Source organism: Erwinia sp. 9145 (genome assembly GCF_000745075.1).
Classification (GTDB): Bacteria; Pseudomonadota; Gammaproteobacteria; order Enterobacterales; family Enterobacteriaceae; genus Erwinia; species Erwinia oleae.
The window spans coordinates 3637863-3660869 of the sequence record NZ_JQNE01000001.1 but is presented as its reverse complement, the minus strand read 5'-3'; the positions used below and the strand labels follow the sequence as shown (position 1 = coordinate 3660869).

Annotated in this window: 24 protein-coding genes; 15 read left to right on the top strand and 9 right to left on the bottom strand. The window is 56.6% G+C overall.

The annotated features are described in order from the left end of the window. Positions 1-12: 12 nt before the first annotated feature. Positions 13-2163: a formate dehydrogenase subunit alpha gene (gene fdhF, locus FA91_RS17340; protein WP_034917742.1), complete on the top strand. Its 2151-nt coding sequence runs from the start codon at positions 13-15 to the stop codon at positions 2161-2163. A gap of 36 nt (positions 2164-2199) precedes the next feature. On the opposite strand, the gene FA91_RS17335 is transcribed toward fdhF, so the two are convergent. Both FA91_RS17335 and FA91_RS17330 read right to left on the bottom strand, forming a co-directional pair. After that, complete coding sequence (locus FA91_RS17335) at positions 2200-2757, bottom strand: DcrB family lipoprotein (RefSeq protein ID WP_034917739.1); 558 nt, start codon at positions 2755-2757, stop codon at positions 2200-2202. Between the two features lie 72 nt (positions 2758-2829). Next, positions 2830-3495, bottom strand: a complete 666-nt coding sequence (locus FA91_RS17330) for a 7-cyano-7-deazaguanine/7-aminomethyl-7-deazaguanine transporter (protein WP_034917736.1) — start codon at positions 3493-3495, stop codon at positions 2830-2832. A gap of 195 nt (positions 3496-3690) precedes the next feature. On the opposite strand from FA91_RS17330, the gene tusA reads away from it, so the two are divergent. Further along, positions 3691-3936, top strand: coding sequence for a sulfurtransferase TusA (gene tusA, locus FA91_RS17325; protein WP_034919476.1), 246 nt, complete (start codon positions 3691-3693; stop codon positions 3934-3936). Between the two features lie 3 nt (positions 3937-3939). On the opposite strand, the gene FA91_RS17320 is transcribed toward tusA, so the two are convergent. Beyond that, the gene (locus FA91_RS17320; RefSeq protein ID WP_034917734.1) at positions 3940-6171 is read right to left on the bottom strand and encodes a zinc/cadmium/mercury/lead-transporting ATPase; all 2232 of its coding nucleotides are present in this window, start codon (positions 6169-6171) and stop codon (positions 3940-3942) included. 89 nt (positions 6172-6260) lie between these two features. Then, positions 6261-6887: a lysoplasmalogenase gene (locus FA91_RS17315; RefSeq protein WP_034917731.1), complete on the bottom strand. Its 627-nt coding sequence runs from the start codon at positions 6885-6887 to the stop codon at positions 6261-6263. A 146-nt stretch (positions 6888-7033) separates the two neighbouring features. Between FA91_RS17315 and FA91_RS17310 the strand changes: the two genes are divergently transcribed. Beyond that, positions 7034-7417, top strand: a complete 384-nt coding sequence (locus tag FA91_RS17310; protein ID WP_051937258.1) for a DUF2500 domain-containing protein — start codon at positions 7034-7036, stop codon at positions 7415-7417. 3 nt (positions 7418-7420) lie between these two features. On the opposite strand, the gene FA91_RS17305 is transcribed toward FA91_RS17310, so the two are convergent. Together FA91_RS17305 and rsmD are read right to left on the bottom strand one after the other, a co-directional pair. Continuing rightward, a complete protein-coding gene (locus FA91_RS17305; protein WP_034917728.1) occupies positions 7421-7690 on the bottom strand; it encodes a DUF1145 family protein in 270 nt (89 codons plus the stop codon). Continuing rightward, positions 7680-8288, bottom strand: coding sequence for a 16S rRNA (guanine(966)-N(2))-methyltransferase (gene rsmD / locus FA91_RS17300; protein ID WP_034917727.1), 609 nt, complete (start codon positions 8286-8288; stop codon positions 7680-7682). The genes FA91_RS17305 and rsmD overlap by 11 nt, the downstream gene beginning before the upstream one ends. 155 nt (positions 8289-8443) lie before the next feature. Between rsmD and ftsY the strand changes: the two genes are divergently transcribed. The 4 genes from ftsY to rpoH all read left to right on the top strand — a co-directional run bounded on the left by ftsY (position 8444) and on the right by rpoH (position 12621). After that, positions 8444-9868 (top strand): signal recognition particle-docking protein FtsY, encoded by a 1425-nt coding sequence (gene ftsY, locus FA91_RS17295; RefSeq protein ID WP_034917724.1) that lies wholly within the window; start codon positions 8444-8446, stop codon positions 9866-9868. Next, positions 9865-10533 (top strand): cell division ATP-binding protein FtsE, encoded by a 669-nt coding sequence (gene ftsE / locus FA91_RS17290; RefSeq protein WP_034917722.1) that lies wholly within the window; start codon positions 9865-9867, stop codon positions 10531-10533. The genes ftsY and ftsE overlap by 4 nt, the downstream gene beginning before the upstream one ends. Beyond that, the gene (gene ftsX / locus FA91_RS17285; RefSeq protein ID WP_034917720.1) at positions 10523-11515 is read left to right on the top strand and encodes a permease-like cell division protein FtsX; all 993 of its coding nucleotides are present in this window, start codon (positions 10523-10525) and stop codon (positions 11513-11515) included. Before ftsE ends, ftsX begins: the two co-directional genes overlap by 11 nt. A 251-nt stretch (positions 11516-11766) precedes the next feature. After that, positions 11767-12621, top strand: coding sequence for an RNA polymerase sigma factor RpoH (rpoH, locus tag FA91_RS17280; protein ID WP_034917717.1), 855 nt, complete (start codon positions 11767-11769; stop codon positions 12619-12621). A gap of 52 nt (positions 12622-12673) precedes the next feature. On the opposite strand, the gene panM is transcribed toward rpoH, so the two are convergent. Further along, positions 12674-13069 carry an aspartate 1-decarboxylase autocleavage activator PanM gene (gene panM, locus FA91_RS17275; protein WP_034917713.1) on the bottom strand — a complete coding sequence of 132 codons (396 nt, stop codon included), beginning with the start codon at positions 13067-13069 and terminating at the stop codon, positions 12674-12676. 384 nt (positions 13070-13453) lie between these two features. Here panM and FA91_RS17270 point away from each other — a divergent pair, with 384 nt between their 5' ends. The 5 genes from FA91_RS17270 (at position 13454) to livF (ending at position 18351) form a co-directional block, all read left to right on the top strand. Then, a complete protein-coding gene (locus FA91_RS17270) occupies positions 13454-14569 on the top strand; it encodes a branched-chain amino acid ABC transporter substrate-binding protein (protein WP_034917712.1) in 1116 nt (371 codons plus the stop codon). A 111-nt stretch (positions 14570-14680) separates the two neighbouring features. Beyond that, positions 14681-15607 carry a high-affinity branched-chain amino acid ABC transporter permease LivH gene (gene livH / locus FA91_RS17265; protein ID WP_034917708.1) on the top strand — a complete coding sequence of 309 codons (927 nt, stop codon included), beginning with the start codon at positions 14681-14683 and terminating at the stop codon, positions 15605-15607. Next, a complete protein-coding gene (locus FA91_RS17260) occupies positions 15604-16878 on the top strand; it encodes a high-affinity branched-chain amino acid ABC transporter permease LivM (protein WP_034917706.1) in 1275 nt (424 codons plus the stop codon). The genes livH and FA91_RS17260 overlap by 4 nt, the downstream gene beginning before the upstream one ends. Continuing rightward, a complete protein-coding gene (gene livG, locus FA91_RS17255; RefSeq protein WP_034917703.1) occupies positions 16872-17639 on the top strand; it encodes a high-affinity branched-chain amino acid ABC transporter ATP-binding protein LivG in 768 nt (255 codons plus the stop codon). Before FA91_RS17260 ends, livG begins: the two co-directional genes overlap by 7 nt. 1 nt (position 17640) lies before the next feature. Next, positions 17641-18351, top strand: a complete 711-nt coding sequence (gene livF / locus FA91_RS17250) for a high-affinity branched-chain amino acid ABC transporter ATP-binding protein LivF (protein WP_034917699.1) — start codon at positions 17641-17643, stop codon at positions 18349-18351. On the opposite strand, the gene FA91_RS17245 is transcribed toward livF, so the two are convergent. Together FA91_RS17245 and FA91_RS17240 are read right to left on the bottom strand one after the other, a co-directional pair. Continuing rightward, on the bottom strand, positions 18326-18805 hold the full coding sequence (locus FA91_RS17245; protein ID WP_034917696.1) for a CesT family type III secretion system chaperone: 480 nt from the start codon (positions 18803-18805) through the stop codon (positions 18326-18328). The genes livF and FA91_RS17245 overlap by 26 nt on opposite strands. A 6-nt stretch (positions 18806-18811) precedes the next feature. Then, entirely contained in the window at positions 18812-19678 is an 867-nt protein-coding gene (locus tag FA91_RS17240) for a hypothetical protein (RefSeq protein WP_034917695.1), read from the bottom strand. A 217-nt stretch (positions 19679-19895) separates the two neighbouring features. On the opposite strand from FA91_RS17240, the gene ugpB reads away from it, so the two are divergent. From ugpB to ugpE, 3 genes are all read left to right on the top strand, one after another. Then, a complete protein-coding gene (ugpB, locus tag FA91_RS17235) occupies positions 19896-21215 on the top strand; it encodes a sn-glycerol-3-phosphate ABC transporter substrate-binding protein UgpB (RefSeq protein WP_034917693.1) in 1320 nt (439 codons plus the stop codon). 62 nt (positions 21216-21277) lie between these two features. Continuing rightward, positions 21278-22165 carry a sn-glycerol-3-phosphate ABC transporter permease UgpA gene (gene ugpA / locus FA91_RS17230; RefSeq protein ID WP_034917691.1) on the top strand — a complete coding sequence of 296 codons (888 nt, stop codon included), beginning with the start codon at positions 21278-21280 and terminating at the stop codon, positions 22163-22165. Further along, the gene (gene ugpE, locus FA91_RS17225) at positions 22162-23007 is read left to right on the top strand and encodes a sn-glycerol-3-phosphate ABC transporter permease UgpE (RefSeq protein WP_034917688.1); all 846 of its coding nucleotides are present in this window, start codon (positions 22162-22164) and stop codon (positions 23005-23007) included. Before ugpA ends, ugpE begins: the two co-directional genes overlap by 4 nt.

Below are 23007 nucleotides of genomic sequence, written 5' to 3'. Positions count from 1 at the left end.
GAGAACTCAGTAATGGAAAACGTTATTACCGTCTGCCCCTATTGCGGCTGCGGCTGCAAAATCGCCTTACAGGTCAGGGAAGGGAAAATCGTCGGCGCCACAGGTGCGCAGGGCGTGACCAACCAGGGTGAGCTGTGTCTTAAAGGCTATTTCGGCTGGGAATTTCTCAACGACACACGCCGGCTCACGCCGCGCCTGAAGCAGCCCGCCATTCGCCGCAAACGCGGCGGGCCGTTTGAAGCCGTCAGTTGGGATGAAGCGATCGCTTTTGCCAGTTCGCGATTGAAAAAGATCCGCGAACGCCACGGCCCGGAAAGTATTATGGCCACCGGCTCCTCGCGCGGACCCGGCAATGAAACCAACTACGTAATGCAAAAATTTGTTCGCGCGGTGCTGGGCAGTAATAACGTCGACTGCTGCGCACGCGTCTGCCACGCGCCCTCGGTCGCTGGCCTGCAAATGACGCTGGGCAATGGCGCAATGAGCAATTCCATTGAGGATATTGAAAAAAGCGATTGCCTGCTGATTTTTGGCTATAACGCGGCGGACTCGCATCCTGTCGTTGCCCGGCGCATTTTACGCGCGCGGGAGCGGGGCGCCAAAATCATCGTCTGCGATCCGCGCTACATCGAAAGCGCGCGGTTGGCCGATCTCTGGCTACCGCTGAAAAACGGCAGCAACATGGCACTGGTCAACGCATTCGCCAATGTGCTGGTCACGGAGAAGCTATGGAACCGCAGCTACATTGATAAACACGTGGAGGGTGTTGAAGAGTGGCTGGAGGTGGTGAATCGCTATACGCCCGAATCAGTCAGCGACATTACCGGTCTGGCTCCGGATCTGATCCGTCAGGCCATGCGCATTTACGCTACAGCGAAAAATGCCACCATATTATGGGGCATGGGCGTTACCCAATGGGGACAAGGTGTGGACGTGGTGAAAGGGCTGTCGGGGCTGGCGCTGGCAACCGGAAACTTTGGTCGTCCGGGCGTAGGCGTCGGGCCAGTCAGAGGGCAAAATAATGTGCAGGGTGCCTGCGACATGGGCGCTTTGCCAAATTTGTTTCCTGGTTATCAATCCGTTACGGATAAGAAGACGCGCGATAAGTTTGCGGCCGCGTGGGGCGTCAGCGCGCTCAGCGATAAGCCAGGCCACGCCATTACCGATGTTCCTCATCTGGCGCTGGAGGGAAAACTACGCGCCTACTGGATAATGGGCGAAGATCCCCTGCAAACCGAACCTGACCTCGCCCTGATGCGCCGGGCGATGGAAAAGCTGGAGCTGATTATCGTGCAGGATATTTTCATGACCAAAACGGCGGAAGTGGCCGACGTGCTGCTGCCCGCCACCAGTTGGGGCGAGCATGAGGGCGTTTATACCAGCGCGGATCGCGGCTTCCAGCGCTTTTATAAAGCGGTGGAGCCGCAGGGCAACGTGCTGCCCGACTGGGAAATTATCAGTCGAATGGCGCGGGCGATGGGCTATCCGATGCAATATAAAAATAATGAAGAGATCTGGAATGAACTGCGTGCGCTTTGCCCGCTCTTTGCCGGCGTCACCTGGGAAAAAATGGCAGATTTAGGCTATGTGCAGTGGCCCTGTGGCGACGAGCAGCATCCCGGCACGCCCTGGCTTTACGAGAACAATGTTTTCTCTCGTCCCTCCGGCAAAGGTCTGCTCTTCGCCTGCGACTGGCGACCGCCGAAGGAGAACATCAGTGCCGAATGGCCGCTGGTGTTATGTACCGTTCGCGAGGTTGGCCACTACAGTTGCCGCTCCATGACTGGCAACTGCCATGCGCTGAGCGCTCAGGCCGACGAGCCGGGCAGGGTGCAGATGAATACGCAGGACGCCGCTCAACTCGGCATTAACGATGGCGAACTGGTGTGGGTTTCTTCGCGCAGGGGCAAGGTTATCAGCCGGGCCGCGGTCAGCGAGCGCACCAATCGCGGCGCGGTCTATATGACCTATCAATGGTGGATTGGCGCCTGTAACGAACTGACGGTGGATGTCGTCGATCCCGTCTCGAAAACGCCGGAATTTAAGTATTGTGCGGTGAAAATTGAAAAAATCGACGACGCGAACTGGGCGGAGAATTACGTCAATGAACGCTACACGCAATTGAAAAAAAGACTGGCGGAGACGGCCGCGCCGCTGGCGTAAAGCCATAACAAAACGCCCCGAATCGGGGCGTCAGGATTACTTCAGCGTAATCGTTTTGATGATGCTTTCCGCATCGGTTTGCGACTGCTGCTGGTTATCCGCTGGCAGGGTGATTTGCAGCGTCAGCAGTTTGCCTTCGCTTTTCGCCAGCACCACGCTTGACCAGGAAGACTGGTTTTTGGCTGAAATAACAGAATCCAGCTGCTGCGCGGGCTGGCCCTTCAAATCAATTGATTTGTTGGAAACCAGCTGAAGCTGCGGATCGCGATTGCGCTGTTGCTGCTCCAGACGTTTAGCGAGCACGTCCAGGCTCTCGTTTGTCGCATCGCCTTCAATCACGATAAGGGCTTTTTGCCCGGTGGCATCGGCGTAAACGTGCATGTTATTAGACTGCGTGCCCATTTTTCCGCTCTGATCGGACATGCCCGCAGGCAGAGTAAAGCTCAGCTTGCCGTCCAGTAATGTCACGTTTTGGCTGCTCTGGCTGCTGCTCACGCCATTGTCATCGGCTGCGGCTTTGTCATCGTTGCCGTCGCAGGCGGCCAGTCCGACCACCAGTAAGCCGATACCGGCGTACTTCACTAGATTACGCATTATTCTTCCTTTTACGTTAGTTCAGCCACTCATAAGATAATAATTGCTCAGCAAAAGCAACCGACTATCAGACTAGCCGAAGCTCGCCTGTGCGCCAGTAGATTTTTCCGCTAAGCGCTTCAGCATCGCATTAAGCAGCACGCCATAAGCAGGCAGGAAGAAGACCAGGCAAATAAGGAGTTTGAAGCTGTAATCCACCAGCGCGATTTCCACCCAGTGCTGCGCCATAAAGGCATCGGTGCTCTTGTAAAACGCGATAAAAAAGAAGGCCAGCGTATCGCTGATGTTCCCTAAAAACATGGCGGCAGCAGGCGCCAGCCACCACTGCGGCCGCTGACGCAGACGGTTAAAGACGTGCACATCAAGGATCTGCCCCAGCGCGTAGGCCATAAAGCTGGCGCAGGCGATACGCGCCACGAAGAGATTGAACGCCTGTAGCGCAGGGAACCCCTGCCATTCTCCCTGGTAAAACAGCGCTGAAACGGCGTAGGAGATAAACAGCGCGGGGACCATCACGGCCAGAATGATGCGGCGGGCCAGCGGCGCGCCAAAAATGCGCACGGTCAGATCGGTTGCCAGGAAAATAAACGGAAAGCTGAAGGCGCCCCAGGTGGTATGGAAACCAAAGATGGAAATGGGCAGCTGCACCAGATAGTTACTGGAGGTTATCACCAGCACGTGGAATAACGACAGCCAGATCAGCGCGTGTTTACGCTGACGAGAAGAGAACGAAATCATCAATGTGCCTTTTTGAACAGTGGGGTGAGGGAACCCAATTAATCATGTCTCGCGGTGCGAGTGCGCGGCATGTTACTCCATCAGTCTGCCAATGCAATGGTTAATTTATGCGCAAACGTTTTCGCATGGTGCGAGGTTGCGAAGGACGCTGCGGCGGGTAAAATAGCGGACAACTGTAATCCGTCTGAGAGCGCCATGAACAATCTGTTCGCCAATCCTGACAAAACCCTTGATGCCCTGGGCCTGCGTTGCCCGGAGCCGGTGATGATGGTGCGCAAAACCGTGCGTCACATGGCAGAGGGCGAAACGCTGTTGATCATTGCTGACGATCCCGCCACCACGCGCGATATTCCCGGCTTCTGCCGCTTTATGGAGCATACGCTGGTGGCGCAAAATACCGACGAAATGCCCTATCGCTATTTATTGAAGAAAGGGCTTTGAGGCTTATTTCTGCCGCAGCAGGCGAAGTGCGTTAGCGGTCACTAACGCGGTGGCGCCTGAATCCGCCAGTACCGCCAGCCACAGGCCGGTTATTCCCAATAACGTGGTGAGCAGAAACACGGCCTTCAGCCCCAGCGCAATCGCCACGTTTTGACGGATGTTGACATGGGTGGCGCGCGACAGGCGGATCATCGCGGCAAGCCCGCCCAGTCGGTTGTGCGTCAGCGCCGCGTCGGCCGTCTCCAGCGCGACGTCGCTGCCGCTGCCCATTGCAATGCCGATGGTGGCTGCCTTCATGGCGGGCGCGTCGTTGATGCCGTCGCCCACCATCGCAACCGGCGTTTTCTGGTTCAGTTCGGCTATGGCCGCCACTTTTTCAGCAGGCAGCAGTCCGGCGCGATGCGCGATACCCAGTTCACCGGCAATCACTGCCGCCGCGCGGGCGTTATCGCCGGTGAGCATGATGCAATCGATATTCATGGCTTTCAGTTCGGCAAGCGCGGCTCGCGCGTCCTCGCGTAAATTATCGCGCAGGCCAATCAGGCCGGTTGGGTTACCCTCTTTTAACAGCACCACTACCGTTTGTCCGGTCGACTCAAGCGCGATAATCCTTTCCAACGCTTCTGCCTGCAATAAATTTTCTTCAAGCCGCGAAGGCGCAATCAGAGATAGTTTGTAACCACTCACAAACCCCTCGATGCCGCTACCCGCAAGGGCGCGCAGATCGGAGGCGGCGGGAACCTCCAGTTCTGACGCCTGCGCTCTGGCAACAATGGCCTGCGCCAGCGGGTGCGTCGAACCGGTTTCAATGGCGGCAGCATTTGCCACGATTTCTGTTTCGCTCATGTTTGCCAGCGCCACCACCGCCATCACCTGCGGCTTACCGGCCGTCAGCGTGCCGGTTTTATCGAATGCTACCGTGCCAATACCGCTCAGGCTCTCCAGCGCTGCCCCGCCTTTAATCAGCGCACCGCGACGGGTTGCCGCCGCCAGCGCTGAGGTAATGGCCGCCGGCGTGGAGATGACCAGCGCGCACGGGCAGCCTATCAGCAACAGCGTCAGGCCCTTATAGATCCACGGCTGCCAGGCCGCGGCAAACAGCAGCGGCGGTATCACCGCCGCCAGCAATGAGAGCGCCATAATCATCGGCGTATAGAGACGACTGAAGCGATCGAGAAAACGCTCAATGGGCGCCCGGCGCGTCTCCGCTTCCTCAATCAAATGGAGAATACGATCGATAGCGCTCTCGCCCGGCTGCGAGGTGACTTCCAGCCTGACCTGACGATCGATGCTCAGGCTCCCTGCGGTGAGCCGTTCTCCCTGTCGGCGATCAACCGGCACCGACTCGCCGGTCAGTGCGCTTTCGTCGAAGCTGGCAAAAGGGGAAAGCAGCTTCGCATCGGTTGGCAGTCGCGAGCCGGGCGCAACCTCAATAATATCGCCGGGGCGAAGCGCAGCCGGCGAAACAACCTCTCGCGTTTCATGACGAATGCGGACGGCGTTTTCCGGCTGGAGCGCCATCAGAGCAGTGATGCCGCGACGCGCGCGCCCGGCCGCAAATGCTTCCAGACGTTCGCCAAGCATAAACAGCAGCAGTACCATAGCCGCTTCTGCCGTGGCGCCGATAAACAGCGCACCCACCGCAGCCACGCTCATCAGCGTTTCGATAGAAAAGGGCGCGCCACTTTTCATCAGGCGCAACGCGTTGCGTGCCACCGGGAAGACGCCGACCAGCGTGGTAACAATGAAAGCTATGTATCCCGCCTGCGCGTCAACCTGCTCAATCAGCCAGCTGGCCGTCATCAGCACGGCCAGAAGAATAAGCAAACCGTTTTCCTGCCAGAAACCGGGTGTTTTAGCCTCTGTTCGCGGCGTATCGTTGCGGTGGAGCGAAAATCCTGCGCGACTGACCGCCTCCTCAACCTCACTGCGCACGTCTTCACTGGCGCTGACGGCCAGTTTTTGCGTGGCAAACAACACGCGAACATCATTCACCGCCGCGAGTCGCGCTACCGCGTTTTCGATTTTTCGGGCGCAGGCGGGGCAGTCCATACCGGTAATTTGCCAGCTGTAGCTATCGCCTGTGTCGGGCGCCGGGCGCGGTGTCTCACTGGCGCAGCAGGCGCCCTGCGTGCAGCAGTCGGGCGCAGGGGCGACAATGGCGGAGATTTTGCCGATGACCGGCGCGGGTTGCAGGCCGCCGTTACGATCGCGGGGGGAAGTGGGCTGATGCATGACGTCTCCTGATGCGGACGATGAGAAAAGCTCTCATCGTCATGCATCTTACACTCTGGAGCTGACTCCAGAGTCAAGACGCAATGCGGTCAGAGATAGAGTGAGCGCACAATCATGAAGTGTCCGGCAAAGTAACAGGCGGCGATAATGGCGCTATCAGCGGAGAAACGGCGGCGATAATGCGTGATGTACCAGATGATATTCGCCAGTAGCAGTAACGATGAACCCACCATGATTGAGAACGTATAATCGGTCGGACGGAAGAAGTACTGCTCCGTTGCCAGCCAGACCATCAGCAGCGTCATACCGATAAACGTGCAGACGGGCCAGCGCAAATCTGCCAGACGGCTCCAGATGGTGGCGATCAGCGCCACGCCAATCAGCAACACCACCAGCGGGATTGGCCAGAAAAAGGTCAGCGTCATATGGCTGGCGAAACAGATCGTATAGAGCAGATGCGACAGAAAAAAAGCGCCAATGGCATAGAGCGTGCGCTTGTTGGGCAGCAGCGTCAGCGCGTCGCCGACCAGCGTGGCTAACAGCCCGAAGAGGATCAGATAGTCCGTGGTATTGAGCACCGGCGCCTGCCAGGCGAGCGCCAACAGTAAAAGAAGGGTAACCGGTTTGAAAACCCAGCGCTGCCACTGTGGCCCACGATAAGATGCATCGACATACAGCCAGCCGGAAAAACAGACTGCCAGAAAAGACCAAATCATAATGTGTCCCTTTGTTGAGAGGCAAAACTCCAAAAATTCTGAAATGAGTCTAGGACAGAGCAGCACAATGTGACAATGAGAGGGCTCTGGTTGTATCCTTGCCTGCCGACGATCAATCCAACAGTAACCTGGAGGAGAGAGGAAAAGTGAAGCCGCCTCTGATTTTTTTTATCGCACTGGCCGTTATCGCCGTGCTGGCGACAAGACAATTTATCAGGCAGCGGCGTGAGGTCGCGGTAAATGATGCCTCGCCCGTCAAATCGTTGCCGGTTGAAGTTAAGGCCAAACGCGAAGTGCCGGTGTCGAACCGACGTTCGCGTCAGCGCGAAGCGATCCCGGTTGAGGAGATGCGCTATGAAGCGTGGTTTCATCCGCTTAACGGCGCGGGCGACTTTAAGCTGGTGCTTAAAGCGCGCGACTACCATCAGATTGATAAAGGCGAGCGGGGCGAACTCAGAGTGAAAGGCACGCGTTTCGTCTCGTTTTCTGCCCGCACGTCAGCCGCACAGAGCGCGTCGCCCGCGCGGTGAGCGCTACTGCTTTGGCAGGTTTTTTTTCTGCCAGGCGAGCAGTTCGAAAACGCCGAAAAAGAAGATCTTGGCCTGCGTTACACCGCTCAGTCCGGGCGCCGTTTTGGGCTGAGTGGCGCGCATCAGCACCAGCTGTAGGCCATGCATAATCACCATAAAAATCAGCGCGACATCGATAAAATACTTCAGCGGTTTTGGAAACGGGTGAACAAGGTTGAACAGTAAAAATGCCCATACGCAGAGCATTAACAACCTTCCCAGATTAATCAGCATGGTTTTCTCCCTGGTTTTCATCGGCGCGACGAATAAAGAGACGGCAGGCGACCTGCCCGGCGACTTTTTCGCGGTGCGGCTGCCAGTTTTGCGGCAGCGGCGGTAAACCGTTCTCCACTTCGCTTTCAACGTAGATCAGCGCATCTTCCGCCAGCCAGCCGTTGGTTTCCAGCAGCGTCAGCGTTTGCTCAAGCAGGCCTTTGCGAAACGGCGGATCGATAAACACTACGTCGTACGGTTCTCCATTCTGCTCCAGCCACGTCAGTGCGTTGGCGTTAACCACGTTTCCCGTCTGCGCGCCCAGCGTGGCGAGGTTTTTTTCGAGCTGTTGCGCAACCGGGCGCTCCAGCTCCAGCAGCGTGGCGGAAGCGGCATGACGTGAAAGCGCCTCCAGCGCCAGCGCGCCGCTGCCGGCGAAACAGTCCAGACAGCGCGCGCCCTGGATCACCGGCGCCAGCCAGTTAAACAGCGTTTCACGAATGCGGTCGGTGGTGGGACGAAGCCCGGCGCTGTCCGGCACCGGCAGCTTTCTGCCGCGCCACTGGCCGCCAATAATGCGGATCTGACCCACTGCGCCGCTGCGGTTTTTTTTATTCATACTGCTCTGCTCTTCATAATTTGTTGCACAGTTTAACCGGCTTAGCGGGCCGGGGAAACACGGGCGCTGTGTCGCGCTGGCAGGAAAGTGTTAGACTAAAGAGATGATTTTCAGAGACCTGACAGATTTTCCCCCGCGAGGAGAGTGGTTGTACCATGGCAAAGAATAAAAAACGTGGCTTTTTTTCCTGGCTGGGATTAGGACGCGACGAGAAGGACGCGCCCGCAGAGACGACAGAGAAGCCGGAAGAACAGCCCGCCGCCGTTGCAGAGACCCCGGAAGCTGCGGCGGAACAGCGGGCGGAAGAGATCGTTGAACTGACGGAAACCGTCGCCCGCGAGCAGGCCGAAGAAGCCCCTTCCATCGCCACCGAACCTCTCCCTGCCTCCGAAGACGAGACGCTGCCGGTAACGACGCCAGCGCCGGAAAGAGAGATCCTGCCAGAGACGCTGCCGGTAACGACGCCAGCGCCGGAAAGAGAGATCCTGCCGGAGACGCTGCCGGTAACGACGGCAGCGCCGGAAAGAGAGATCCTGCCGGAAGAAACACCCATCGTTTCCGCGCCGGAAGACGCCGAACCAAATGACAAAGCACCTTCGCTGGCGGCAGCGCTGGATATTGTCGAGCAGGTCGAACAGGAGCGTCCGACGAAAGAAGGTTTCTTTACCCGCCTGAAGCGCAGCCTGGTCAAAACGCGTCAGAACCTCGGTTCAGGATTTGTCGGATTGTTTCGCGGCAAGAAAATCGATGACGATCTGTTTGAAGAGCTGGAAGAGCAGTTGCTGATTGCCGACGTCGGCGTTGAAACCACGCGTCGAATCATCACTAACCTTACCACCCAGGCGAACCGCAAGCAGTTGCGCGATGCGGAAGCGCTTTACGGCCTGCTTAAGCAGGAGATGTCAGAAATTCTGGCGAAGGTTGACCAACCGCTGGACGTGGGTGGAAAAACGCCGTTTGTGATTTTAATGGTCGGCGTCAACGGCGTGGGTAAAACCACCACCATCGGCAAACTGGCGCGCCAGTATCAGGCCGAAGGAAAATCGGTGATGCTGGCCGCAGGCGATACCTTCCGCGCCGCCGCCGTCGAACAGCTTCAGGTTTGGGGGCAGCGCAACAATATCCCGGTGATTGCCCAGCACACTGGCGCAGATTCGGCATCAGTGATTTTTGATGCCATCCAGGCCGCAAAGGCGCGCCATGTGGACGTGCTGATTGCGGATACCGCCGGACGTTTGCAGAATAAAGCCCATCTGATGGAAGAGCTGAAAAAAATCACCCGCGTAATGAAGAAACTTGATGAACAGGCGCCTCACGAAGTGATGCTGACTATTGATGCCAGTACGGGGCAAAACGCCATCAGCCAGACTAAGCTGTTCCACGAAGCGGTGGGCCTGACCGGCATCACGCTGACCAAGCTCGACGGCACCGCAAAAGGCGGGGTGATCTTCTCGGTTGCCGACCAGTTCAGCATTCCGATCCGCTACATTGGCGTGGGTGAAGGGATTGAAGATTTGCGCACGTTTAAGGCACATGATTTTATTGAGGCACTTTTTGCCCGAGAGGACTCATTTGAATGATTCGCTTTGAAGAGGTCAGTAAGGCTTATCTCGGCGGTCGGCAGGCGCTTCAGGGCGTGGATTTTCATCTGCAACCGGGCGAGATGGCGTTTCTGACCGGGCATTCCGGGGCAGGGAAAAGCACCTTGCTAAAGCTAATCTGTGGCATAGAACGCCCCAGCGCAGGACAGATTTGGTTCAGCGGGCATGACATCAGCCGACTGAAAAACAGCGAAGTGCCGTTTTTGCGTCGGCAAATCGGTATGATCTTCCAGGATCACCATCTGCTGATGGATCGCCCGGTTTATGACAATGTGGCGATCCCACTGATCATCAGCGGGGCGAGCGGAGAAGATATTCGCCGTCGCGTCTCTGCCGCACTGGATAAGGTCGGGCTGCTGGACAAAGCAAAAAGCTATCCTGTCCAGCTTTCAGGCGGCGAGCAACAGCGCGTGGGCATTGCGCGGGCGGTGGTGAATAAACCCGCCGTTCTCCTGGCCGATGAACCGACCGGTAACCTTGATGATGCGCTGTCGGAAGATATTTTGCGTCTGTTTGAAGAGTTTAACCGCGTTGGCGTCACTGTGCTGATGGCGACGCACGACAGTGGGCTGATTGCCCGCCGCAACTATCGCCTGATGACGCTGAATCAGGGACGTTTGCACGGAGGCTTCGGTGGTCAATAAACGTAATAAACGCGCTGCCGCCCCGAAACCGGCAAGGCAGAAGCAGCCTTCTAAAAGCAAGGCCCTCAAGGGCGGCTGGCAGGAGCAATGGCGCTACGCGCTGCGCGGAACGCTTTCGGATATGTGGCGACAGCCGCTGGCAACGCTGCTGACGGTAATGGTTATTGCCATTTCACTGACCCTGCCGAGCGTATGCTATATGGTCTGGAAAAACGTCAACCAGGCGGCCGAGCAGTGGTATCCGGCGCCGCAGCTTACCGTTTACTTCAGTAAAACGCTTGATGATGATGCGGCGGAAAGCGTGGTGGCACAGCTCAAGAAAGAAGACGGCGTGGATAAGGTGAACTATCTGTCGCGTGAAGAAGCGATGGGCGAGTTCCGTAACTGGTCAGGATTCGGTGGCGCAATGGATATGCTTGAGCAGAATCCATTGCCCGCCGTGGCTATTATCACGCCAAAGCTGAATTTCCAGAACTCTGACACCATGAACAACCTGCGCGATCGCGTGGCAAAAGTTCAGGGCATTGATGAAGTGAAGATGGATGACAGCTGGTTCGCGCGGCTGGCGGCGCTCACGGGCCTGGTGGGTCAGGTGGCGACCATAATCGGCGTACTGATGGTGGTGGCGGTTTTTCTGGTGATCGGCAACAGCGTGCGGCTCAGCATCTTTGCCCGCCGCGATACCATTAACGTGCAGAAGCTGATCGGCGCCACCGACGGCTTTATCCTGCGGCCCTTCCTGTATGGCGGCGCGCTGCTGGGTTTCGCTGGCGCGCTGTTGTCGCTGGTGCTTTCAGAAGCGCTGGTGCTGCGTCTCGAATCGGTCGTGACGCAGGTTGCGGCGGTGTTTGGTACGACCTTCAGCCTGCATGGTCTGGCGTGGGATGAGTGCCTGCTATTGTTGCTGACTTCGGCGATGATCGGCTGGATCGCCGCCTGGCTGGCAACGGTACAACATTTACGTCGCTTTACGCCGCAGTAACCTCTTTACATGTTTTTTTGGTATAATATTCTCTTGCCGTCCGGGTATCGACGGCAGGGGAAACGAGCTTATCTGCTATACTTTCCCCGCCCTGAGCCGTGTTTAGTTTATACACCGGGCAGTATGAACTTGTGGATAACTTCGCGGTCGAAGTAGCACAGATTGCTTCCATTTTCTGCTGCTGCTCACGTATTCTTAGGGATTGTGCAGGGAAATGCGCGGCAATTATGATAAATACTGAGAGGGCTTGAATGACCAAAGAAATGCAAACTTTAGCTATTGCTCCTTTAGGCAACCTGGATTCCTATATTCGGGCAGCCAACGTCTGGCCTATGCTGACGGCAGAAGAGGAAAAAGCGCTGGCTGAACGGCTGCATTACCAGGGCGATCTGGATGCAGCCAAGACGCTGATCCTGTCTCACCTGCGCTTTGTTGTTCACGTTGCTCGTAACTATTCAGGCTACGGCCTGCCGCAGGCCGATCTGATTCAGGAAGGTAACATCGGCCTGATGAAAGCAGTGCGTCGTTTTAATCCCGAAGTCGGCGTGCGTCTGGTTTCCTTCGCCGTGCACTGGATCAAAGCGGAGATCCACGAGTACGTGCTGCGTAACTGGCGCATCGTGAAGGTAGCCACGACGAAAGCACAGCGCAAGCTGTTCTTTAACCTGCGTAAAGCCAAGCAGCGTTTGGGCTGGTTCAACCAGGACGAAGTCGAAATGGTGGCCCGCGAGCTGGGCGTTTCCAGTAAAGACGTGCTGGAGATGGAGTCGCGGATGGCGGCACAGGACATGACCTTCGATCCGACGCCGGACGACGAAGGCGAAGGTCGCTCAATGGCGCCGATGCTCTATCTTCAGGACAAATCTTCTGACTTTGCCGACGGCATAGAAGAGGATAACTGGGATGCGCACGCTGCCGATAAACTCAGCGACGCGATGCAGGGTCTGGACGAGCGCAGTCAGGATATCATCCGTGCGCGCTGGCTGGACGATGACAACAAAATCACCTTGCAGGAGCTGGCCGATAAATACGGCGTTTCCGCAGAGCGTGTGCGTCAGCTTGAAAAGAATGCGATGAAAAAACTCCGCGTGGCAATAGAAGCGTAAAGCAGGTTGCAGTAGTCACTGAAGGGCAGCGATTAAGCTGCCCTTTTTGCTGTCAGCGTCGCAGACAGCACCAGCCGCCCGTCCCGGCAATAAACCCGCCGTTTTGCATAAACGCCGCCGCGATTTCCCGATCGACGTTATCAACATCGGCAATCCACCATTGGGTCACGGCCGGATTTTGCGCCAGCGTCTCTGAGAGCAGATAGCTGCCAACCCCACGACGACGCGTCACCTCCCGTACCATTAACGCCTCCAACTCGCCTGATGTGCCTTTTACCGTGACCCGCACCGCCGCCAGCAGCCGATCGTTAAATTTCGCGGCATAAAGCTGATGCTGTTCATTAAGGCTTTTTTCAGCGTCGTCCAGGTTTTCCTCTGGCCAGATTTTTGCCAGATCGAGGCGATCCTGAGCAGAAAATTGATGCAGCCTGATAACCGTTAATTTCATGTGCAATACCGGAAGCCTGAAAAGGCATATTGTAGCGAAAAGGCGCGCATCGTCGCGCGTAACTTTTCCTGGATGAAAACAAATCAATCTGTTTGCTGCTGCATCATACAGCAGTCGATTTATTCAACTACCCTTTTCAGGGCAGCGCAATTCGCTGGTATTTGGCGAAAACTTCAACCATTTCTTCCAGTAGTTTATCCTGTGTCCTGCGAAGATTTCGCAATATGTAAGTTGATTTACAGAAGAAAATTCCTGTTTAATAACCTGAAATGTAAAGCCTTATTAATAAAGACTACTGTGAAACGCGCTAACTTGTTATTCCTCAAGCTTTTACGCGGATTCACAGGTATAAAAATAGCAAACACAACAGATGGGGTAGGTTGGATGAAAATCACTCAAGGTCGCGCACTGCTGGCAGGCTGTATTGCTCTGGCGATGAGTCACGCGGCGGTAGCGAAAGAGATCAAAATTGCGATTGTGGGCGCGATGTCTGGCCCGGTTGCTCAGTACGGTGACATGGAATTTACCGGTGCGAAGCAGGCCATCGCCGATATTAATGCAAAAGGCGGCGTCAACGGCGACAAGCTGGTTGGCGTAGAATATGACGACGCCTGCGATCCGAAGCAGGCCGTGGCGGTTGCCAACAAAGTGATTAACGATGGCATCCGCTACGTGATCGGCCATCTCTGCTCCTCATCCACTCAGCCTGCGTCCGATATTTATGAAGATGAAGGCGTGCTGATGATCACCCCGGCCGCAACCAACGCTGATTTAACCACACGCGGTTATAAAACCATTATGCGCACCACCGGTCTGGACTCCGACCAGGGGCCAACCGCAGCGAAATACATTCTCAGTGAAATCAAACCGCAGCGCATCGCCGTTATTCATGACAAACAACAATATGGCGAAGGCCTGGCGCGCTCGGTGCGTGACAGTCTGAAAAAATCTAACGGCAACGTGGTGATGTTTGAAGGGATTACCGCAGGCGATAAAGATTTCTCCACGCTGGTGGCGCGCCTGAAGAAAGAAAACGTCGATTTCGTCTATTTTGGCGGTTACTACCCGGAAATGGGGCAGATCCTGCGTCAGTCACGCGCGGCCGGTCTGAAAACCCAGTTTATGGGCCCGGAAGGCGTCGGCAACTCTTCACTCTCTAATATTGCCGGTGCGGCGTCAGAAGGCATGCTGGTCACCCTGCCGAAGCGTTACGATCAGGTGCCTGCGAACAAAACCATTGTGGATGCATTAAAAGCGAAGAAACAGGATCCGACCGGCCCGTTCGTCTGGACAACTTACGCAGCGCTGCAATCGCTGGTTGCCGGTATGGAGCGTAGTAAAAGCGCCGAGCCGGAAGATATCGCGAAAAACCTGAAAGAAGGCGCGGCGGTTCCTACGGTAATGGGCGACCTGACCTGGGACCAGAAGGGCGATCTGAAAGGCTTCGAGTTTGGTATTTTCAAATGGCATGCTGACGGTTCCTCCACCACCGTGAAGTGATCCGGAGCTGCATAATAAAGGCGATTTTACTCCTCGCCGATAACATCAACGTCTGGCAAAACAGCGCCAGACGTTCTCTTCGCGCCAGCGGAAAGAAGTAAGGTATTAGGTATGTCCGAGCAGTTCCTCTATTTTTTACAGCAAATGTTCAACGGCGTCACGCTGGGGAGCACCTATGCGCTGATCGCCATTGGCTACACCATGGTTTACGGCATTATCGGCATGATTAACTTCGCCCACGGCGAGGTCTACATGATCGGTAGCTACGTTTCATTTATCGTTATTGCCGCGCTGATGATGATGGGTATCGATGCCGGTTGGATGCTGATTGGCGCCGGCTTCATCGCCGCACTGGTGATTGCCAGCGCATACGGCTGGAGTATTGAGCGCGTCGCGTACCGTCCCGTCCGTTCATCCAAGCGTCTTATTGCGCTTATTTCCGCCATCGGCATGTCTATTTTTTTGCAAAACTACGTGAGCCTGACGCAGGGTTCACGCGACCTGGCGCTGCCGGGCCTGATCGCCGGCCAGTGGACGCTTGGCGAAAGCAACGGCTTTGCCGCAACGATTTCCAGCATGCAGATCGTGATCTGGGTGGTGACCTTTATTGCGATGCTGGCGCTGACGCTGTTTATTCGCTATTCCCGCATGGGCCGCGCCTGCCGCGCCTGCGCGGAAGATCTGAAAATGGCCAGCCTGCTGGGCATCAACACCGATCGCGTTATTTCCCTGACCTTTGTGATCGGCGCCGCCATGGCGGCGGTGGCGGGCGTGCTGCTCGGCCAGTTCTACGGCGTGATTAATCCCTACATCGGCTTTATGGCCGGGATGAAAGCTTTTACCGCAGCGGTTCTGGGCGGCATTGGCAGCATTCCGGGGGCCATGCTGGGTGGCCTGATCCTCGGCATTGCCGAGGCGCTCACGTCCGCCTATCTGAGTACGGAATACAAAGACGTGGTTTCGTTTGCGCTGCTGATCGTCGTGCTGCTGGTGATGCCGACCGGCATTTTGGGGCGCCCGGAGGTTGAGAAGGTATGAAACATCTTAACCTTATCAACGCTATCGCTTCCTCGCTGATGCTGCTGGTGCTGGCCGCGTTCTTTATGGGAATGCGCCTTGGGCTTGAGGGAACGCATCTGGTGGTGCACAGCGCCGACAGCGTGCGCTGGCGGTGGATTGCCGCAGGCTGCGTTGTGGTCTTTTTCTTTCAACTGCTGAAGCCGCTGTTTCAACAAGGATTGAAAAGGGTTTCCGGCCCCGCGCTGGTGCTGCCGGGTATTGATGGTTCCACGCCGAAGCAAAAGCTCTTTATGCTGCTGCTGTTGGTGGCCGCCGTCGCCTGGCCGTTCATGGTATCGCGTGGCACCGTGGACATCGCCACGCTGACGATGATCTACGTCATTCTCGGCCTGGGGCTGAACGTGGTGGTGGGGCTTTCCGGCCTGCTGGTACTCGGCTATGGCGGCTTTTATGCCATCGGCGCCTATACCTTTGCCCTGCTGAACCACTACTACGGCCTGGGCTTTTGGGAGTGTCTGCCGCTGGCCGGGTTGGTAGCCGCGATGTTTGGCCTGCTGCTCGGTTTCCCGGTGCTTCGCCTGCGCGGCGACTATCTGGCGATTGTGACGCTGGGCTTCGGCGAGATCGTACGTATCCTGCTGCTTAATAATACAGAGATCACCGGCGGTCCTAACGGCATCAGTCAGATCCCTAAACCGTCGTTTTTTGGCCTGGAGTTTAACCGCAGCGTGCGCGACGGCGGCTGGGATACCTTCCACAATTTCTTTGGCCTGAAGTACGATCCCAGCGATCGCGTTATCTTCCTTTACATGGTGGCGCTGCTGCTGGTGGTGCTGACGCTGTTTGTGATTAACCGTCTGCTGCGGATGCCGCTGGGCCGCGCCTGGGAAGCGCTGCGTGAAGATGAGATCGCCTGTCGTTCGCTGGGCCTCAGCCCGACGCGCATTAAGCTCACCGCCTTTACCATCAGCGCAGCCTTTGCGGGTTTTGCCGGCAGCCTGTTTGCCGCGCGTCAGGGCTTCGTCAGTCCGGAATCCTTTACGTTTGTCGAGTCCGCTTTTGTGCTGGCTATCGTGGTGCTGGGCGGAATGGGTTCGCAGTTTGCGGTGATTCTGGCCGCCATTCTGCTGGTGGTTTCACGCGAGCTGATGCGCGACCTGAACGAATACAGCATGCTGGTATTGGGCGGTTTGATGGTGCTGATGATGATCTGGCGGCCGCAGGGGCTGCTGCCGATGAAGCGTCCGCACCTGAAGCTGACGCGCGTGGAAAAAGGAGAGCCATTATGAAGCCGGTGTTAGCCGTAAATGGCCTGATGATGCGCTTTGGCGGCCTGCTGGCGGTCAATAACGTTGAGCTGGAACTGCGCCCGCAGGAGATCGTGTCGCTGATTGGGCCGAACGGCGCGGGTAAAACCACGGTGTTCAACTGCCTGACCGGTTTTTATCGTCCGACCGGCGGCAGTATTCGGCTGGGCGACCGCGAGCTTGCCGGGCTTTCCGGCCAGAAAATCGCCCGGATGGGCGTGGTTCGCACCTTCCAGCACGTACGCCTGTTCCGCGAAATGACGGTGATCGAAAACCTGTTAGTGGCGCAGCATCAGCATCTGAAAAGCGGCGTGTTTGCCGGGCTGCTGAAAACGCCGGGCTTCCGCAAAGCGGAGAGCGACGCGCTGGATCGCGCGGCGACCTGGCTTGATCGCGTGGGGCTGCTTGAGCTGGCTAATCGCCAGGCAGGTAACCTGGCTTACGGCCAGCAGCGTCGTCTGGAGATCGCCCGCTGCATGGTAACGCGCCCGGACATACTGATGCTGGATGAACCGGCCGCAGGACTGAACCCTAAAGAGACGCACGAGCTGGATGAGCTTATCGCCGAACTCAGAGCCGAACATCGCGTCTCGGTACTGCTGATTGAACATGATATGAAACTGGTAATGGGTATTTCCGACCGCATTTACGTGGTGAATCAGGGCACGCCGCTGGCAAACGGCACGCCGGACGACATTCGTCATAACCCGGACGTGATCCGCGCTTACCTGGGAGAAGCATAAAATGAGTTCAATGCTCTCTCTTGATAAAGTAAGCGCCCACTACGGGAAGATTCAGGCGTTGCACAACGTCAGCCTGCACATTAATCAGGGCGAAATTGTCACGCTGATCGGCGCGAACGGCGCGGGAAAAACCACTATTCTGGGCACGCTGTGCGGTGAACCTCGCGCCACGCAGGGCACGATTACCTTTGATGGCAAAACCATCACCGACTGGCAGACCGCGCGCATTATGCGGGAAGCGATAGCTATCGTGCCGGAAGGCCGCCGGGTGTTCTCGCGCATGACGGTGGAGGAAAACCTGGCGATGGGCGGGTTTTTCGCCAGTCGCGATCGGTATCAAATTCTTATTAAACGCGTTTACGAACTGTTTCCGCGGCTTTACGAGCGGCGCGTGCAGCGGGCCGGCACCATGTCCGGCGGGGAGCAGCAGATGCTGGCGATTGGTCGTGCGCTGATGAGCCAGCCGCGTCTGTTGCTGCTGGACGAGCCGTCGCTTGGCCTGGCGCCGATCATCATTCAGCAGATCTTCGACACCATCGAGCAACTGCGCCAGGAAGGCATGACGATTTTCCTCGTCGAGCAGAACGCCAACCAGGCGTTAAAACTGGCGGATCGCGGCTACGTGCTGGAAAACGGCCACGTGGTGCTGGAGGATACCGGCGATGCGCTGCTGGCTAATGAGGCGGTCAGAAGCGCCTACCTCGGCGGTTAAGTTCGGCTCTCAGCGAATGTGAAAACCTCGCGTTCTGCGCGGGGTTTTTTGCTTTCGCAGGCAGCGGCGCACAGAGCTGCGCAACCTCCTCGCCTCTGGCGACCAGGCGGTCAAACTGCGCAATAACGCCAGCGGCATCGATCTGCGTCAGCCTTTCTTGCGTCCATAGCACCAGGCTTTTCTGCTCTGCCAGCGCGCTAATGTGGATGACAGGCCGCTCGCCATCAAACATATTCAGCTGCAATAGCGTCCAGGGCAGCGAAGGATCGCTCTCTTCCGCTATGCGGCCTGGCGAAAGCAGCATCAGCAGCGATGCCTGATGAATGTTCAGCAACTGCACGCTGTAATGGGGAAATTCAATGTGATAACTGTTGCCGCCAGCCAGCGCGGTCGGATCGACCTTAAGATGCCTGAGCAGCGGTTCTACCGTGCGATGAAACAGTGAAGCGCTCATAAAAAATCACTCGTCGTAGGGAGCTAAAGGTTTTTTGGCCGGAGTATGCTGCATTGGTTGGGCATGCGCGTTGTAGTGCTCCACCGAAGCCGTCTGTAAATGGAGATCCTGCGCATTTTCTGCATTTTGATAGGTGACGCCGAGATTTTTCACCCCGTGTAGCTGCTGAACAAGCCTGTCATCAGTCAGCGCCAGCTGGTTGAGTTTCGCAACATCCGGCGTTTTATAGCTATTATTGATGCTGGTTATCCGCTCTTCGCTGAGAGGCGAAACACTGAGAATATCTTCCAGCTCGGCTTTCGGGCGCATTTTCGGATTGTGAACATCAAGTATCGCGGCGCCGTCGGGGACAAAAAGCGCGTTATCAAGCAGGTGCGAGCGGGCGAAAACCGGCCAGCCGTCCGCCACGACGGCGCTGCCGGGCTGTCGTATATCACCAATCACGTTAAATTGATGATTCAGCCCGCCCGCTGCGGCATAGGTAAAAATGGGGCGGTCAAGATCCAGAGTAGAGAGCACCGCCATGACGGCGGCAGAAATTTCTCCGCAGGTGCCCGCTTGCGCCTGGAATGCCGCTTTTGTCAGAGCGTTGTTATCGCCGCGAAAATCTGTGTCCCGAAGGTGCAATGCCGCGACGCCGTGTCGGTGGCTTTCACCGCCGGTGCGCACAAAATCACTCTGTTGATTATCGGAACCAAACGTTAATTGATCTTTAACGAAGTCGATAGCGCTTTGCGCACTGTGCAACTCATTCATCAGTTGTGCGCTAACGGTTACCGTCTGCTGCTGATGCCTTCCGGGCAAGGCTCGCCACAGTTCCACCGTACCCGGATCGGTACTGGAAACAGGAATATTTGAAATTGAAGGAAACATAGCCGCGCTTGCCTTTATCTCTGTGAATAATAAGTCTGGGTGTTGTTTGTTCTCTTATTGTTCCCTGACAGGCCGGATTCTGATGCGAGCGGCTGCCGCTTTTTAATGACTTTCTTTCGTCACTTTTCCGTCACAAAAGCGTTATTTTTCCGTCATTTTCACATGTCATGTTACCTGGCGAACAAGAAGAAATCACACCAGGCACAGGAATCTGAAAATGGCATCGTTCTCATTTCGTCGTACTGCACTTTGTATTGCACTGGGTCTCACGCTGAGCGGACACGCGCTGGCCGCGACTGACATTCCGTTCTGGCATTCGATGGAAGGCGAACTGGGCGTTGAGGTCGATTCGCTGGCAAAACGCTTCAATGACTCCCATCCCGATTACAGGATTGTTCCCACCTATAAAGGCAACTATGAGCAGAGCCTGGCCGCCGGGATCGCCGCGGTGCGTTCAGGAAAAGCGCCTGCCATCCTCCAGGTTTACGAAGTGGGTACGGCGACGATGATGGCGTCGAAAGCTATCGTGCCGGTGTATGACGTCTTCAAAAATGCGGGCATCGCCTTTGATGAAAAACAGTTTGTGCCGACGGTTGCCGGTTACTACAGCGATTCCAAAACCGGCCATCTGATTTCTCAGCCGTTCAACAGCTCCACGCCGGTGCTCTATTACAACAAAGACGCCTTTAAAAAAGCGGGACTTGACCCGGAACAGCCGCCGAAAACCTGGCAGGAGCTGGAAAAAGACGCGGCCGCGCTGCGTAAAGCGGGCATGAACTGCGGCTACGCCAGCGGCTGGCAGGGCTGGATCCAGATTGAAAACTTCAGCGCCTGGCATGGTCTGCCGGTGGCGACCAGAAACAACGGCTTTGACGGCAATGACGCCGAACTGGAATTTAACAAACCCGTTCAGGTGCGTCATATTCAACTGCTTGCGGACATGAACAGGAAGGGCGAATTCACCTACTTCGGCCGTAAAGATGAGTCCACCGCCAAGTTTTACAACGGCGACTGCGGCATCACCACCGCCTCGTCCGGCTCGCTGGCCGACATTCGCCACTACGCGAAATTCAACTACGGCGTTGGCATGATGCCTTACGACGAAAGCGTACCGAACGCGCCGCAAAACGCCATTATCGGCGGGGCCAGCCTGTGGGTGATGAAAGGCAAAGACGCCAGCACCTACAAGGGCGTGGCCGAATTCATGCAGTTCCTGGCGCAGCCGGAAATCGCCGCCGAATGGCATCAAAAGACGGGCTATCTGCCGATCACCACGGCGGCTTATGCGCTGACGCGCCAGCAGGGTTTTTATGACAAAAATCCGGGTGCCGATACCGCAACGCGGCAGATGTTGAACAAGCCGCCGTTGGCTTTCACCAAAGGGATGCGGCTGGGCAATATGCCGCAGATCCGCACCGTGGTTGATGAAGAGTTGGAAGGCGTCTGGACCGGTAAAAAAACACCGCAGGCCGCGCTGGATAATGCCGTTTCTCGCGGTAACGCGCTGCTGCGCCGCTTTGAACAGACGGTTAAGTAATCAGCCTCACCGTACGGGGCCGCGCGCCCCGCTTTTTAACGTCAGCCATGCAGAGCCATACCATGTCTTCTCCTCGTCCCGTATTCCGTGTTAGCTGGCTGCCTTATCTGCTGGTGCTGCCGCAGCTGGCGATCACCTTTATTTTCTTCCTCTGGCCTGCGGGCGAGGCGCTGTGGTATTCGGTGCAGAGCGTGGATCCCTTTGGCCTCTCCAGTAGCTTTGTCGGCATGGAAAATTTCCAGCGTCTGGCGGGCGATGAATACTATCTGGATGCGTTCTGGACCACGCTGGTGTTCAGCGGGCTGGTCACCGTTATTGGCCTGATGGTGTCGCTGTTCTTCGCCGCGCTGGTGGATTATGTTCTGCGCCTCAAACGCGTTTACCAGACGCTGTTTTTGCTGCCTTATGCGGTCGCGCCTGCGGTAGCGGCGGTGCTGTGGATGTTTCTGTTCAGTCCGGGGCTGGGCCTGATCACCCACTTTCTTCGCGCGTTGGGCTACGACTGGAACCACGCGCAAAACAGCGGGCAGGCGATGTTCCTGGTGGTGCTGGCCTCTGTCTGGCAGCAGATGAGCTACAACTTTCTGTTCTTTTTTGCCGCGCTACAGTCGATTCCCAAATCCCTGATTGAGGCGGCAGCCATCGACGGCGCCGGGCCGGTGCGGCGCTTTTTCCGCCTTGCGCTGCCGCTGATTGCGCCGGTCGGGTTCTTCCTCGTGGTGGTCAATCTGGTTTACGCCTTTTTTGACACTTTCCCGGTTATCGATGCCGCCACGGGCGGCGGGCCGGTGCAGTCCACCACCACGCTTATCTACAAAATCTATCGGGAAGGCTTCGCCGGGCTGGATCTCTCCTCTTCTTCCGCGCAGTCAGTGGTGCTGATGCTGCTGGTGATTGTGCTGACGGTAATTCAGTTCCGCTACGTCGAGAAAAAGGTGCGCTACCAATGATTGAGAACCGACGCGGGCTGGATATTTTCAGTCACATCATGCTGTTGCTGGGCGCGCTGACGGTACTGTTCCCGCTCTATATCGCCTTTGTGGCCGCCACGCTGGATAACAGCGAGGTCTTCCAGGTACCGATGACGCTGATCCCTGGCCGCCATCTGTGGGACAACGTGGTAACCATCTGGCGCAACGGCGTGGCGCAGAACAGCGCGCCGTTTGGTGTGATGCTGCTGAACAGCGCCATCATGGCGCTGAGCATTACCGCAGGGAAAATTACGGTCTCTATCCTCTCGGCTTTTGCGCTGGTGTGGTTTCGCTTTCCTCTGCGCACGCTGTTTTTCTGGCTGATATTTATCACTCTGATGCTGCCGGTTGAAGTGAGGATCTTTCCCACGGTTGAGGTGATTTCTCATCTGAATATGCTCGACAGCTACAGCGGGCTGACGCTGCCGCTGATGGCGTCGGCCACCGCGACCTTTCTGTTTCGTCAGTTTTTTATGACGCTGCCCAACGAGCTGGTCGAAGCGGCGCGCATTGACGGCGCCAGCCCGATGCGTTTCTTCCGCGATATCGTCCTGCCGCTGTCGAAAACCAACCTGGCGGCCTTGTTTGTTATCACCTTTATCTACGGCTGGAACCAGTACATGTGGCCGCTGTTAATTATTAATGAAACCCGGCTCGGCACCGCCGTGGCGGGGATCCGCAGCATGATCGGCAACGGCGATGGCTCAACGCAGTGGAATCTGGTGATGGCGGCGATGCTGCTGACCATGCTGCCGCCCATCGTCATCGTATTAGTGATGCAGCGCGCCTTTGTTCGCGGGCTGGTAGAGAGCGAGAAATAA

Coding starts and splice junctions, on each gene's coding strand:
- fdhF (WP_034917742.1), top strand. CDS start 13: ATGGAAAACGTTATTACCGTCTGCCCCTATTGCGGCTGCGGCTGCAAA.
- FA91_RS17335 (WP_034917739.1), bottom strand. CDS start 2,757: ATGCGTAATCTAGTGAAGTACGCCGGTATCGGCTTACTGGTGGTCGGA.
- FA91_RS17330 (WP_034917736.1), bottom strand. CDS start 3,495: ATGATTTCGTTCTCTTCTCGTCAGCGTAAACACGCGCTGATCTGGCTG.
- tusA (WP_034919476.1), top strand. CDS start 3,691: ATGAACAATCTGTTCGCCAATCCTGACAAAACCCTTGATGCCCTGGGC.
- FA91_RS17320 (WP_034917734.1), bottom strand. CDS start 6,171: ATGCATCAGCCCACTTCCCCCCGCGATCGTAACGGCGGCCTGCAACCC.
- FA91_RS17315 (WP_034917731.1), bottom strand. CDS start 6,887: ATGATTTGGTCTTTTCTGGCAGTCTGTTTTTCCGGCTGGCTGTATGTC.
- FA91_RS17305 (WP_034917728.1), bottom strand. CDS start 7,690: ATGCTGATTAATCTGGGAAGGTTGTTAATGCTCTGCGTATGGGCATTT.
- rsmD (WP_034917727.1), bottom strand. CDS start 8,288: ATGAATAAAAAAAACCGCAGCGGCGCAGTGGGTCAGATCCGCATTATT.
- ftsY (WP_034917724.1), top strand. CDS start 8,444: ATGGCAAAGAATAAAAAACGTGGCTTTTTTTCCTGGCTGGGATTAGGA.
- ftsE (WP_034917722.1), top strand. CDS start 9,865: ATGATTCGCTTTGAAGAGGTCAGTAAGGCTTATCTCGGCGGTCGGCAG.
- rpoH (WP_034917717.1), top strand. CDS start 11,767: ATGACCAAAGAAATGCAAACTTTAGCTATTGCTCCTTTAGGCAACCTG.
- panM (WP_034917713.1), bottom strand. CDS start 13,069: ATGAAATTAACGGTTATCAGGCTGCATCAATTTTCTGCTCAGGATCGC.
- FA91_RS17270 (WP_034917712.1), top strand. CDS start 13,454: ATGAAAATCACTCAAGGTCGCGCACTGCTGGCAGGCTGTATTGCTCTG.
- livH (WP_034917708.1), top strand. CDS start 14,681: ATGTCCGAGCAGTTCCTCTATTTTTTACAGCAAATGTTCAACGGCGTC.
- FA91_RS17260 (WP_034917706.1), top strand. CDS start 15,604: ATGAAACATCTTAACCTTATCAACGCTATCGCTTCCTCGCTGATGCTG.
- livF (WP_034917699.1), top strand. CDS start 17,641: ATGAGTTCAATGCTCTCTCTTGATAAAGTAAGCGCCCACTACGGGAAG.
- FA91_RS17245 (WP_034917696.1), bottom strand. CDS start 18,805: ATGAGCGCTTCACTGTTTCATCGCACGGTAGAACCGCTGCTCAGGCAT.
- FA91_RS17240 (WP_034917695.1), bottom strand. CDS start 19,678: ATGTTTCCTTCAATTTCAAATATTCCTGTTTCCAGTACCGATCCGGGT.
- ugpB (WP_034917693.1), top strand. CDS start 19,896: ATGGCATCGTTCTCATTTCGTCGTACTGCACTTTGTATTGCACTGGGT.
- ugpA (WP_034917691.1), top strand. CDS start 21,278: ATGTCTTCTCCTCGTCCCGTATTCCGTGTTAGCTGGCTGCCTTATCTG.
- ugpE (WP_034917688.1), top strand. CDS start 22,162: ATGATTGAGAACCGACGCGGGCTGGATATTTTCAGTCACATCATGCTG.